This is a genomic window from Lysobacter enzymogenes, assembly GCF_017168095.1.
Taxonomy (GTDB): Bacteria; Pseudomonadota; Gammaproteobacteria; order Xanthomonadales; family Xanthomonadaceae; genus Lysobacter; species Lysobacter enzymogenes_D.
This window is the reverse complement of sequence record NZ_LXSD01000367.1, coordinates 10911-23676: the sequence shown is the minus strand read 5'-3', so window position 1 is coordinate 23676 and position 12766 is coordinate 10911. Positions and strand designations below refer to the sequence as shown.

The window sequence follows — 12766 nt, the reverse complement described above, 5'->3', positions numbered from 1 at the left end:
CTGTCGCGGTCGCAGCTCGCGCAGCTCCTACAGTCGGAAACGAAACCCGCGACGGCTACCTGTGGGAGCAGCGCGAGCCGCGACTGCGAGGCGTCCCGATCGCTACGAAGGCTCCCTCCCTCAAGCCTCGCCGACGCGCACCAGCAGCACCTCACCGCCGCCTTCCAGCACGTGGCGCAGGCGTTCCTCGCCCGCAGCCAGGATCGCGGTGTCGCCGGCCTGCAATGGCGCCAGCCCGGAGCCGTCGGCGAAGTGGGCCTGACCGGCGAGCAGGTGCACGGCCCAGCTCTGCCCGGGTTCGGCGAACAGCACCATCGGGCCGACCAGCGGGCGGTGCCAGAGCTCGGCGCGGACGCGGTCGCGGCGCCACATCAGGTTGAAGTCGTGGGTCGGGCCGTCGATCAGCTCGCCGCTGACCGTGCGTTCGCCGGCGAAGCGCAGCTTGTCGTGCGGCGGGCGCAGTTCGAAGGCCTCGCCGTCGTCGAAGCGCAGGCGCAGGCCGTTGCCGCTGAGCAGGACCAGTTCGCGGTCGATGCCCGGAAAGGCCGAGAACGGGGCGTCGCTTTCGATTTCGGCGATCGACAGGCGCCAGTCCCACTCTTCCTCGCCCGCGGCGGGGCGGTCGCGGCCGGCTTCGCGGCGCATGCGCACGATCTCGCGGGTCCAGCCGAACTGGTTGCGCCAGCGCTCGCGGCGGTACTCGTTGGCGGGGATGCACCAGGAGGGACGGTCGGGCATGGGGGCGACTGGCTGAATGGAGGGGCCAGTCTAGTGGGTCTGGAGGGGTGGCCCAAGCGGGGGGCGCGGGCGGCCGCCGAGGGTATGGGCCGGGGCGGACTGGGAGCTTGGAGCGGGAAACGCGGGAGGGGCTGCGCGCGATGGAGGTGGCGCCGGAGTTGAGGAGGCGCGGTCGCGGCTTGCGCCGCTCCTACAGGGGGGGTCCCGTAGTACGGCGTCAGGGACGGCTTGGGGTGTTGTCGCTTCGGGGTGCGACGGCGGAGCTGCGTAACTTCGGTTGGGTGTGCCCCGCCGCGGATCCTTCCGCGGCGGGGCAGCGTACTTCCGTGTCCAGGGACCTCCCCCCGAATCCTTCGGGCCTCCTTGCCCGATCAGCTACCGGCTCCGCATCCTTACGGTGCCGGCAGGCGAGTTCAGCGCTTGCTGGCGGCGCGCGGCGCCGCGATGGCGCCGGCGGTGTTGGTCGGACGGCCGCCTTGCGCCGGCGCCCCACCCACCACGATACGGTCGCGGTTCTTTTCTACCGTCTTCAGACCGATCCCCTTGACCAGGGCCAGCTGCTCGACGCTGCGGAAGGCCCCGTTGGCCTTGCGGTAAGCGACGATCGCTTCTGCCTTGGACGCCCCGATGTTGAGCAGCACGCGGTCCAGCGTGGCCGCATCGGCGCTGTTGATATTGACCTTCTCCGAGGCGTAGGCGCTGCCGGCGAGGACCAGCGACAGCATCAGCGACTTGGCGATGAGGGCAAACGACTTCATGTTGAGCTCCTTGAGATTGGATTCCTTTCCAGTCCGGAGGACGTTGCTTCCTTGGTTCCTTGTCCGCCGGTGGAGACAGTCTCCATGTCTCGACGGGCACAGGTTATCGCCGCTTGCGCCCCGGCGAAGTCGGGCGGAACCGCAGCGCAGGGTAGGAAAAGTCCTACACGCCCCGGCCGGCGTAAAATGGCCGCCTTCCCCAGCTCCGAGGCCCCGTTCATGGACGCCAGCAAGGTCGACCGCTACGTCGGTCAGAAGTGGGACGACGAAATCGTCCCGCAATTGGTCGAATACATCCGCATTCCCAACAAGTCGCCGATGTTCGACGCCGACTGGGTCGCGCACGGCTACATGGACGACGCGGTCAGGCTGATGGAGTCGTGGGCCAAGGCCCAGTCGATTCCCGGCATGCAGGTCGAGGTGGTCCGCCTGGAAGGCCGCACGCCGTTGATCTTCATCGATATTCCCGCTTTCGCAGGCACGTCCGCGCACGGCGCCGCCGATGCCCCGGCATCGGCACAAGCACGCGACGAGGATTGCGTGCTGCTCTACGGCCACCTCGACAAGCAGCCGGAGATGACCGGCTGGGACGACGACCTCGGCCCGTGGAAGCCGGTAATCAAGGGCGACAAGCTGTTCGGCCGCGGCGGCGCCGACGACGGCTATGCGATCTTCGGTTCGCTGGCGGCGATCCTGGCCCTGCAGGACCAGCAGATCCCGCACTCGCGCTGCGTGATCCTGATCGAGGCCTGCGAGGAATCGGGCAGCTACGACCTGCCGGCCTACGTCGACCACCTCGCCGAGCGCATCGGCAAGCCCTCGCTGGTGGTGTGCCTGGACTCGGGCTGCGGCAACTACGAGCAGCTGTGGTGCACGACCTCGCTGCGCGGCCTGGCCGGCGGCAACTTCACGGTCAAGGTGCTCAGCGAAGGCGTGCATTCGGGCGACGCCTCCGGCGTGGTGCCGTCGAGCTTCCGCCTGCTGCGCCAGCTGCTCTCGCGCCTGGAGGACGAGACCAGCGGCAAGATCCTGATCGAAGGCCTGTACGTGGACGTGCCCGAAGAGCGCATCGAGCAGGCGCGCCAGGCCGCCAAGGTGCTCGGCAACGCGGTCTACGACAAGTTCCCGTTCCTGCCGAACATGAAGCCGATGGCCGACGACCTGTCGGAGCTGGTGCTCAACCGCACCTGGCGCCCGGCGCTGTCGGTGACCGGCGTGGACGGCATGCCGCCGCTGGCTTCGGCCGGCAACGTGCTGCGTCCTTACACCTCGGTGAAGCTGTCGCTGCGCCTGCCGCCGACGCTGGACGGCAAGCGCGCCGGCGAGCTGCTCAAGGAAGTGCTGCTGCGCGATCCGCCCAACGGCGCGCAGGTGTCGCTGGAGCTGGAGAAGTCGTCCAGCGGCTGGAACGCGCCGGCGATGTCGTCGTGGCTGTCCAAGGCCATCGACGCCTCGAGCCGCGAGTTCTTCGGCCAGCCGGCGATGTACATGGGCGAAGGCGGCTCGATTCCGTTCATGGGCATGCTCGGCGAGAAGTTCCCGGGCGCGCAGTTCATGATCACCGGCGTGCTGGGCCCGCATTCCAACGCGCACGGCCCGAACGAGTTCCTGCATATCCCGATGGGCAAGCGCGTCACCGCGTGCGTGGCGCGGGTGGTGGCCGAGCATCACCAGGCCAGCCAGCGCGGCGAGACCACCGGCGCGGCGGTCGTCGCCGATAGCGGCGATCGCCACGGCGGCCACGGCTGCTGCTGACGCTCGCCGCGGGCGGTGGATGCGCGAGAAAGCGGGCCGATCGGCCCGCTTTTTCTTTGTCCGCGTCCGCGGCGGCGGCGGCGGCAGCGAACGGCTTCGACGACGCCGCGGCCAGCGCAAGCCGACGGCGATGCCCTGGGAGGCGCGAAGCTTGCGCGAGCGGGCCTCGCGCTGCGCGGACGCCGCGCGCAGCGGCGGTGCGACGCAGCCAGGATCGGCTGCGTCTCGCCCGCGCGGAAAGCGCACGACCGATTGCGCGCGCAGGCGAGAACACCACGCAGGCGGCGCGCTTCCAGTCCGGCGGCACCGGCTTAACCGCCGCCCAATCCACCCGCGACGCCCTCACGCGGCGGCGACGCCGGCGCTCACATGATCCCTGCGCACTCCATCCCGGTGCGCTCCATTCCTTCGAGGAGGCAGGCCATGTTCGGCGGCATCATTTCCACGATCATCATCGGCGCGGTCATCGGCATCCTCGCGCGTTTCTTCAAACCCGGCGCCGATCCGATGGGCTGGATCCTGACCATCCTGCTCGGCATCGCCGGCGCTTATGTCGGCAGCCTGGTGTATGGCGGTGGCGGCTTCATCGGCCTGATCGTTTCTGTGGTCTGCGCGATCGTGCTGTTGTTCCTGTACGAGTTCATTCGCAGCAAGTCGGCGAAGAGCTGACGCCCGACTTTCTTGTCGTATGCGCGAACGCCCCGGTCTGTGCCGGGGCGTTCGTTTTTTGGGCGGCGTTTCGACGAGGACCGGCGGTTGCCAGGTTCGTCGTAGTCGCATTGGCGCGGTCGCGGCTTGCGCCGCTCCCACAGGGGGCTCGTGCGGCTGGGCGGAGCGATTGTAGGAGCGGCGCGAGCCGCGACCGCGCAACGGCAGGTCGCGACGCGAGCCCAAAGCCACGATGGAGCGTCAACCGCGCAGGAAGTCGACCACGCGCTGGGCCAGCGTCTGCGGATCGGCTTCCAGCGTCGCCAGATGCAGCTCCGGCGATTCCGGGGCCTCGTAGGGCGAGTCGATGCCGGTGAAGTTGGGAATCTTGCCGGCGCGCGCCTTCGCGTACAGGCCCTTGACGTCGCGGCGCTCGGCTTCCTGCAGCGGCGTGTCGACGAACACTTCGACGAATTCTCCGGCGCCGAACAGTTCGCGCGCGAGTTCGCGCTCGGCGCGGAACGGCGAGATGAAGCTCACCAGCACGATCAGGCCGGCGTCGGTCATCAGCTTGGCCACTTCGGCGACGCGGCGGATGTTCTCGACCCGGTCGGCGTCGGTGAATCCCAGGTCCTTGTTCAAGCCGTGGCGGACGTTGTCGCCGTCGAGGATGAAGGTGTGGTGGCCGAGCGCGTGCAGTTGCTTGTCGACCAGGTTGGCGATGGTCGACTTGCCCGAGCCCGACAGGCCGGTGAACCACACGCAGCGCGGCGTCTGCCGCTTGGCCTGGGCGCGCGCGGCCTTGTCGACGTCGACCGGCTGCCAGTGGATGTTCTCGGCCCGGCGCAGGGCGAAGTCGAGCGTGCCGGCGGCGACGGTGGCGTTGGTCTGGCGGTCGATCAGGACGAAGCTGCCGAGCTCGCGGTTGTCGCGATAGGCCTCGAACGCGATCGGCTGGTCCAGGCCGAGATTGCACCAGGCCACTTCGTTGAGTTCGAGCCGGCGCGCGGCCAACTGCGCCTGGGTGTTGACGTCGATCTTGTGCTTGATCTCGGTGATGCTGGCGGTGACCGTGCGCGCGCCGATCTTGAGCCAATAGGAACGGCCGGGCAGCAGCGGCTGGGCGTCCATCCACAGCAGGTGCACGGCGAACTGGTCGGCCACCTGCGCCGGCTGCGCGGCGCCGGCGATCACGTCGCCGCGGCTGATGTCGAGTTCGTCGGCCAGGGTCAGCGTCACCGCCTGCCCCGCCGTCGCCTGCGCCAGGTCGCCGTCGGCGGTGACGATGCGCTGCACGCGCGAGCGCCGGCCCGACGGCAGGGCGACGATCTCGTCGCCGGGGCGCACGCGGCCGGCGGAGATCGTGCCGGCGAAACCGCGGAAATCCTGGTGCGGGCGATTGACCCACTGCACCGGCAGGCGCAGGCCCAGCTCGGCGGCGTCGCGGCCGACGTCGACCGTTTCCAGATGTTCGAGCACGCTCGGCCCGCGATACCACGGCGTGGCCGCCGAGCGCGCGGTGAGGTTGTCGCCGTTGAGCGCCGACAGCGGCACCGCCTGCACGTGCTCGATGCCGAGCTTGGCCGCCAGTTCGCGGTATTCGCCGACGATGCGCTCGAACACGGCCTGATCGAAATCGACCAGATCCATCTTGTTGACCGCCAGCACCACGTGACGGATGCCGAGCAGCGAGACGATGTAGCTGTGGCGGCGGGTCTGGGTCAGCAGGCCCTTGCGCGCGTCGACCAGCACCACGGCGAGGTCCGCGGTGGACGCGCCGGTGGCCATGTTGCGGGTGTACTGCTCGTGGCCGGGGCAGTCGGCGACGATGAACTTGCGCCGCTCGGTGCCGAAGTAGCGGTAGGCCACGTCGATGGTGATGCCCTGCTCGCGCTCGGCGGCGAGGCCGTCGACCAGCAGGGCGAAGTCGATCTCGCCGTTGCGCGTGCCGTGGCGCCGGCTGTCGGCGTCCAGCGCCGCCAGCTGGTCTTCGAACAGGCGCTGGGTGTCGTGCAGCAGCCGCCCGATCAGGGTGCTCTTGCCGTCGTCGACGCTGCCGCAGGTGATGAAGCGCAGCAGGCTCTTGCTTTCGTGCTGCTTCAAATAATCGGCGACGGCGTCGCCGGCCGAATGCGCAAGCCGCGCTTCGGAATTCAGCGCGACCACGCTGCCGCCGCTTTTGCCGACCCCGTCCCTGCGCAGCCCGTCGTCCGCCTCGCTACGTTCCGCCTTGGCCGATCCCGAATCCAGAATCCCGATATCCGCGCTCATCAGAAGTAGCCCTCCTGCTTCTTGCGCTCCATCGAGGCGGACGGATCGTGGTCGATCATGCGGCCCTGGCGTTCGGACGTGGTGGCGACCAGCATCTCGGCGATGATCTTTTCCAGCGTGTCGGCGTCGGACTCGATCGCGCCGGTCAGCGGATAGCAGCCCAGGGTGCGGAAGCGCACGTTGCGCAGCTGCGGGGTTTCGCCCGCGCGCAGCGGCAGGCGCTCGTCGTCGACCATCAGCAGCGCGCCGTCGCGCTCGACCACCGGGCGCTTTGCGGCGAAGTACAGCGACGGCACCGGGATGCGCTCGCGGTAGATGTACAGCCACACGTCGAGCTCGGTCCAGTTCGAGATCGGGAACACGCGCACGCTCTCGCCGGCGTGGATGCGGGTGTTGTAGAGGTTCCACAGCTCGGGGCGCTGGTTCTTCGGGTCCCAGCGGTGCTGCGGATTGCGGAACGAGAAGATGCGTTCCTTGGCCCGCGATTTTTCCTCGTCGCGGCGCGCGCCGCCGATCGCGGCGTCGAACTTGTTCCAGTCCAGCGCCTGCTTGAGCGCCTGGGTCTTCATCACGTCGGTGTGCACGGCCGCGCCGTGGCTGACCGGGCCGATGCCCTGGGCCAGGCCGTCGGGGTTCATGTGCACGCGCAGGTCGACGCCGGTTTCGGCGGCGCGGCGGTCGCGGAAGGCGATCATCTCGCGGAACTTCCAGCCGGTGTCCACGTGCAGCAGCGGGATCGGCGGGCGCGCCGGATAGAACGCCTTGAGCAGCAGGTGCAGCAGCACCGAACTGTCCTTGCCGATGGAATAGAGCATCACCGGGTTGCGGAACTCGGCGGCGACCTCGCGCAGGATGTGGATGCTCTCGGCTTCGAGCCGGTCGAGGTGGCTCAGCGCCCGGGCCAGCGGCGCGGCGGGGTCGGAGACGGAGTCGAAGGCAGCGCTCGGTACGGGTGACGCAGTCATCGCAAAGGGGCTCGCTCGCCGCGTTCCTGATACGGCGGAGCGACGCGGCGGCGCCCGGCCTGCGAATGAGGATCCGACTCCATGGACGCCAGCGCGGCGGCCCGATGTCCATGGAATCACAATGTTTGCGGTCTGTCGCGCCGGTTGCGCCGGGCGACGCGGCGCCGATGCGGGCCCGGCCGTGCCCGACGGCGCGGGCCGACGCGTGGATACGGCCGCGCCCAGCGCCGCGCCGGAGTGCCAACCCGGTCGCATTGCGGCCGCCCTCGCCGGCCCGAAACGGGGCAGGCCGCGGGCGCCGCCTTGGATCGCATTAGAAATCCCCCCGGATTCGGGGAGAAATGAACGCAAGGCATTAACGAATAACCGAGCATCCTTTCCGCGCGCCGGGCGCGCGCTCGTAGCCTGCGGACTCCAAAGCCACACGCAGACCCGCCACCGTGCCTGCCGCCGCCCCGTCCGCCCTCGCGTCCGCCCCCGCCCTGCTCGCCGCGCCGTTGCCGGCCGACCGGCTGGACTCGCTCGCCCGCCTCACCGACGGCCTGGACCGCGACAGCCTGTGGTGGTTGTCCGGTTACGCCGCCGGCCTGGCCCGCTCCGGCCTGACGCCGACGCCGATCGCCGCGGCCCTGGCCCCGGAGGCCGCGCCGGAAGCGCGCAGCGGCGAGCGCCTGACCGTGGTCTACGGCAGCCAGACCGGCAACGCCAAGCGCCTGGCCGAACAACTGGCCGCGCAGGCCGAGGCCGCCGGCCTGGGCGTGCGCCTGCTGCGCGCCGACGCCTACCCGACCCGCGAACTCAAGAACGAGCGCCTGCTGTACCTGGTGGTCAGCACCCAGGGCGACGGCGATCCGCCCGACGATGCGCGCGGCCTGATCGAGTTCATCGCCGGCAAGCGCGCGCCGCAGCTCAAGGGCGTGCACTACGCCGTGCTCGGCCTCGGCGATTCGAGCTATCCGCAGTTCTGCGCGATCGGCGCCCGGCTCGACGCGCGCCTGGCCGAACTCGGCGCCACCCGCGCCTTCGCCCGCGGCGACGCCGACCTGGACATCGAAACCGTGTCCGGCCCGTGGCTGCAGCAGGCGCTGGTCCAGGCCAGGGAAACCCTGAAGCCGGCCGCCGCGCACCTGGCCACGGTGACGCCGCTGCGGCCGATCGCGCCGGCCGCGCCGACCTATCACCGCGACGCGCCGTTCGCCGCCGAGCTGATCGGCAACCGCCGCCTGATCGCCCGCGCCAGCAGCGCGCGCGGCGCGGTGGCCGCCGCCAAGGACATCCGCCATATCGAGCTGTCGCTGGAGGATTCCGGCCTGCACTATCAGCCCGGCGACGCGCTCGGCCTGTGGCCGCGCAATCCGCCCGCGCTGGTGCAGGCGGTGCTGGAAACCCTGCAGCTCGACGGCGACGCCGCGGTCGCGCACGCCGGCCAGAGCCTGCCGCTGCGCCAGTGGCTCGGCGAGAAGCGCGAGCTGACCAAGCTGGCGCGCCCGTTCGTGGCCAGCCACGCGGCGCACGCGCGCAGCGACGAGCTCAATCGCCTGCTGGCGCCCGACCAATCCGCCGCGCTGGCGCAGTTGCTGGCCGGCACCCAGGTGATCGACCTGCTGCAGCGCTTCGACGGCGCCTGGTCGGCCGAGGAACTGGTCGCCGCGCTGCGGCCGCTGACCCCGCGCCTGTATTCCATCGCCTCCAGCCAGAAGGCGGTCGGCGAGGAAGCGCACCTGACCGTGGCCCACGTCGAATACGCCAACGAACTCGGCACGCGCTGGGGCGCGGCTTCGCACCAGCTCGCCAGCGCCGAGGAAGGCGAACGCCTGCCGGTGTTCATCGAGCACAACGAGCGCTTCCGCCTGCCCGCCGACGGCAGCCGCGACATCGTCATGATCGGCCCCGGCACCGGCGTCGCGCCGTTCCGCGGCTTCGTCCAGGACCGCGCCGCCGACGGCGCCTCGGGCCGCAACTGGTTGCTGTTCGGCAACCCGCATTTCCGCACCGATTTCCTCTACCAGACCGAATGGCAGGCGGCGCTGAAGTCCGGCCAGCTGCACCGGCTGGACCTGGCGTTCTCGCGCGACCAGGCGCACAAGGTCTACGTCCAGCACCGCCTGCGCGAGCACGGCCGCGAGCTCTACGACTGGCTGCAGAACGGCGCCCACCTGTACGTCTGCGGCGACGCCACGCGCATGGCCAAGGACGTGCACGCGGCGCTGCTGGCGGCGATCGCCGAGCACGGCGGCCGCGGCGCGGAAGCCGCCGAGGAATATCTCAACGATCTGCAACAACAAGGGCGCTACGCCCGGGATGTCTACTGATGTACGCCGTCGCTGTCCGCTGGTCGGAACATTACGTTGTCGAATCGCGCCGCACGTCGCACGACGGCGCGGGCTTTGTGGCGTCTACTGAGCGTCGCGGGACGCTCGGCCTTGCGCCCGCAACGATTGCCCCGGCAGTCCGGATGGAGCGCGATGTCCGCGCCGCCGCGCACCAGCGCGCCGCTCAGAGCGCGCCGACGTCGTCGCGACGCGCTCCGTTCGGGCTGCAACTCGCGGCGCCGGCCGCGCCCGCGTTCGCCGGAGCGCCGGCATGAGCGCGCATTCGGTCGAAGACATCAAGCGCGCCAGCGCGCGCCTGCGCGGCAGCCTGCTGGAAAGCCTGGCCAACCCGCTGACCGGCGCGCTCAACGAGGACGACCAGACCCTCATCAAGTACCACGGCAGCTACCAGCAGGACGACCGCGACGTGCGCGAAGAGCGCCGCGTGGCCAAGCTGGAGCCGGCCTACAGCTTCATGATCCGCACCCGCACTCCGGGCGGCGTGGTCGCGCCGGCGCAGTGGCTCAAGCTCGACTCCATCGCCACCCGCTTCGCCGAGCGCGGCCTGCGCATCACCACGCGCCAGGCGTTCCAGTACCACGGCGTGATCAAGACCGAGCTCAAGCCGACGATGCAGGCGATCAACGCCGCGCTGATCGACACCCTGGCGGCCTGCGGCGACGTCAACCGCAACGTCGCGGTGGCGGCCAATCCGCTGGTGTCGGCCAGCCACGCGCAGGTGTTCGCGCAGGCCGCGGCGCTGTCGGAGCATCTGCTGCCGAACACTCGCGCCTATTACGAAATCTGGCTCGACGAGGAGCGCGTGGCCGGCAGCGGCAGCGAGGACGAGCCGGTCTACGGCCAGGCCTACCTGCCGCGCAAGTTCAAGATCGGCTTCGCGATCCCGCCGTACAACGACGTCGATGTGTTCGCCCAGGATCTGGGCTACATCGCCATCATCGAAAACGGCGAATTGCAGGGCTACAACGTCACCGTCGGCGGCGGCATGGGCGCGACCCACGGCGATGCGGAAACCTATCCGCGCGTCGGCGACGTGATCGGCTTCGTCGCCCCGGACCAGGTGATCCCGGTCGGCGTGGCGGTGGTCACCGCGCAGCGCGATTTCGGCAATCGCCAGGTGCGCAAGCGCGCGCGGCTCAAGTACACCATCGACGACCGCGGCCTGGACTGGTTCAAGTCGGAAGTCGAACGGCGCGCCGGTTTCACTCTCCTTCCGGCGCGTCCGTTCGCCTTCCGCCACAACGGCGACCGCTTCGGCTGGGTCGACGGCGACGACGGCCGCGCGCACCTGACCCTGCGCATTCCGGCCGGCCGCATCGTCGACGGCGCGCTCGACGGCCGCGGCGAGACGCTGACCCACCTCAGCGGCCTGCGCGAGATCGCGCAGCTGCTGCTCGACGCCGAAGGTTCGCAGTTCCGCATGACCCCGAACCAGAACCTGACCGTCGCCGGCGTGCCCGCGGCGCTGCGCGAGCGTGTGGACGCGCTGGTCGCCGAGCACGGCCTGGACGGCTACCGCAGCGCCAGCCCGGTGCGGCGCAACGCGCTGGCCTGCGTGGCGCTGCCGACCTGCGCGCTGGCGATGGCCGAGGCCGAGCGTTACCTGCCCGATTTCGTCGCCGAGGTCGAACGGCTGCTGCAGCGCCACGCGATCCCCGACGCCTCGATCAACCTGCGCATCAGCGGCTGCCCGAACGGTTGCTCGCGCCCGTACCTGGGCGAGATCGCCCTGGTCGGCAAGGCGCCGGGCCGCTACAACCTGATGCTCGGCGCCGACCATCGCGGCCAGCGCTTGAACACGCTGTACCGCGAGAACATCGGCGAAGCCGAGATCGCCGCGGCGCTGGATCCGTTGTTCGGCGCCTACGCCGCGCAGCGCGAAGGCGACGAAGGCTTCGGCGATTACCTGGTGCGCAGCCAGGTCGTCAGCATTCCCTATCCCACGCCCACCGGCATCCCCATCGCCCTCGTCGCAGAGGCACACGCATGAGCGCCCCGACCGATCCCGTCACCGCCGCCGAATCCCCGCGCGCGCTGGCCGAACTCAACGCCTGGCTGGGCACCCAAAGCGCCGAGCAGCGGGTGGCGTGGGCGTTGGAGAACACCGCCGGCGAGCACGCGCTGTCGTCGAGCTTCGGCGCGCAATCGGCGGTGTCGCTGCACATGGTGACCCGGCAGGCGCCGCGGACTCCGGTGATCGTGATCGATACCGGCTATCTGTTTCCCGAGACCTACCGCTTCATCGACGAACTCGGCGAGCGCCTGTCGCTGAACCTGAAGGTGTACCGCCCGCAGATCGGCGTGGCCTGGATGGAAGCGCGCTTCGGCAAGCTGTGGGAACAGGGGCTGGAAGGGATCGAGCGCTACAACCGCATGCGCAAGGTCGAACCGATGCAGCGCGCGCTCGCCGAGCTGGGCGTGCGCACCTGGATCGCCGGCCTGCGCCGCAGCCAGTCCGGCAGCCGCGCCAACCTGGATTTCCTGCAGATCAAGGACGGCCGCTGGAAGCTGCACCCGCTGGCCGACTGGAGCGACCGCGACGTGTGGCAGTACCTGCAGGCGCACGACTTGCCCTACCACCCGCTGTGGCACGACGGCTACGTATCGATCGGCGACGTGCACACCACCCGCCGGCTGGAGCCGGGCATGCGCGAGGAAGACACCCGCTTCTTCGGCCTCAAGCGCGAATGCGGCCTGCATTTCGACAGCGAACCCGCGCAGGAAAACCAAGCGGCGTAAGTGCGACTCAAGCCCCTGTAGGAGCGGCGCGAGCCGCGACCGCGGGAACGCAACTGCGACGCAGCTTTCGGCGCGGGCGGATGGTACGCGGTCGCGGCTTGCGCCGCTCCTACAGGTAGATCGCGCAGCGGCGCTGCGGCTCGCGGCCATTCGCGCTGTCGCCGAAGCCACTGTAGGAGCGGCGCGAGCCGCGACCGCGCAAACGCAACTGCGACGCAACTTTCGGCGCGAGCGGATCGTCCGCGGTCGCGGCTTGCGCCGCTCCTACAGATAGATCGCGCAGCGGCGCTACGGCTCGCAGCCATTCGCACTGTCGCCGAAGCCCCTGTAGGAGCGGCGCGAGCCGCGAACGCGCAAACGCAACTGCGACGCAGCTTTCGGCGCGAGCGGATCGTCCGCGGTCGCGGCTTGCGCCGCTCCTACAGGTAGATCGCGTAGCGACGCTCCGCCTCGCGGCCACTCGCGCTGTCGCCGAAGCCCCTGTAGGAGCGGTGCAAGCCGCGACCGCGGGAACGCAACTGCGACGCAGCTTTCGGCGCGGGCGGATGGTACGCGGTCG

General features: G+C 70.1%; 10 protein-coding genes. 6 read left to right on the top strand and 4 right to left on the bottom strand.

Features of this window, described 5'->3' with window-relative positions:
• Positions 1-120: 120 nt before the first annotated feature.
• Both A7A76_RS14735 and A7A76_RS14730 read right to left on the bottom strand, forming a co-directional pair.
• Positions 121-738, bottom strand: a complete 618-nt coding sequence (locus A7A76_RS14735) for a HutD/Ves family protein (protein WP_206411888.1) — start codon at positions 736-738, stop codon at positions 121-123.
• A 413-nt stretch (positions 739-1151) separates the two neighbouring features.
• Positions 1152-1496, bottom strand: coding sequence for a ComEA family DNA-binding protein (locus A7A76_RS14730; RefSeq protein WP_206411887.1), 345 nt, complete (start codon positions 1494-1496; stop codon positions 1152-1154).
• Between the two features lie 219 nt (positions 1497-1715).
• Here A7A76_RS14730 and A7A76_RS14725 point away from each other — a divergent pair, with 219 nt between their 5' ends.
• Entirely contained in the window at positions 1716-3251 is a 1536-nt protein-coding gene (locus A7A76_RS14725) for a M20 family metallopeptidase (RefSeq protein ID WP_206411886.1), read from the top strand.
• Positions 3252-3674: 423 nt separating this feature from the next.
• Positions 3675-3920, top strand: coding sequence for a GlsB/YeaQ/YmgE family stress response membrane protein (locus A7A76_RS14720; protein ID WP_096379536.1), 246 nt, complete (start codon positions 3675-3677; stop codon positions 3918-3920).
• 240 nt (positions 3921-4160) lie between these two features.
• Here A7A76_RS14720 and cysN read toward each other — a convergent pair whose 3' ends face one another.
• On the bottom strand, positions 4161-6170 hold the full coding sequence (gene cysN / locus A7A76_RS14715) for a sulfate adenylyltransferase subunit CysN (RefSeq protein ID WP_206411885.1): 2010 nt from the start codon (positions 6168-6170) through the stop codon (positions 4161-4163).
• Positions 6170-7135, bottom strand: coding sequence for a sulfate adenylyltransferase subunit CysD (cysD, locus tag A7A76_RS14710; protein ID WP_206411884.1), 966 nt, complete (start codon positions 7133-7135; stop codon positions 6170-6172). The genes cysN and cysD overlap by 1 nt, the downstream gene beginning before the upstream one ends.
• A gap of 440 nt (positions 7136-7575) precedes the next feature.
• Here cysD and A7A76_RS14705 point away from each other — a divergent pair, with 440 nt between their 5' ends.
• From A7A76_RS14705 to A7A76_RS14690, 4 genes are read left to right on the top strand one after another with little or no spacing between them, the layout of a single operon-like run.
• On the top strand, positions 7576-9447 hold the full coding sequence (locus A7A76_RS14705) for an assimilatory sulfite reductase (NADPH) flavoprotein subunit (protein ID WP_206411883.1): 1872 nt from the start codon (positions 7576-7578) through the stop codon (positions 9445-9447).
• On the top strand, positions 9447-9722 hold the full coding sequence (locus tag A7A76_RS14700) for a hypothetical protein (RefSeq protein ID WP_206411882.1): 276 nt from the start codon (positions 9447-9449) through the stop codon (positions 9720-9722). The genes A7A76_RS14705 and A7A76_RS14700 overlap by 1 nt, the downstream gene beginning before the upstream one ends.
• Positions 9719-11458 (top strand): assimilatory sulfite reductase (NADPH) hemoprotein subunit, encoded by a 1740-nt coding sequence (gene cysI, locus A7A76_RS14695; RefSeq protein WP_206411881.1) that lies wholly within the window; start codon positions 9719-9721, stop codon positions 11456-11458. The genes A7A76_RS14700 and cysI overlap by 4 nt, the downstream gene beginning before the upstream one ends.
• Positions 11455-12207: a phosphoadenylyl-sulfate reductase gene (locus A7A76_RS14690; protein ID WP_206411880.1), complete on the top strand. Its 753-nt coding sequence runs from the start codon at positions 11455-11457 to the stop codon at positions 12205-12207. The genes cysI and A7A76_RS14690 overlap by 4 nt, the downstream gene beginning before the upstream one ends.
• The last annotated feature ends 559 nt before the right edge of the window (positions 12208-12766 follow it).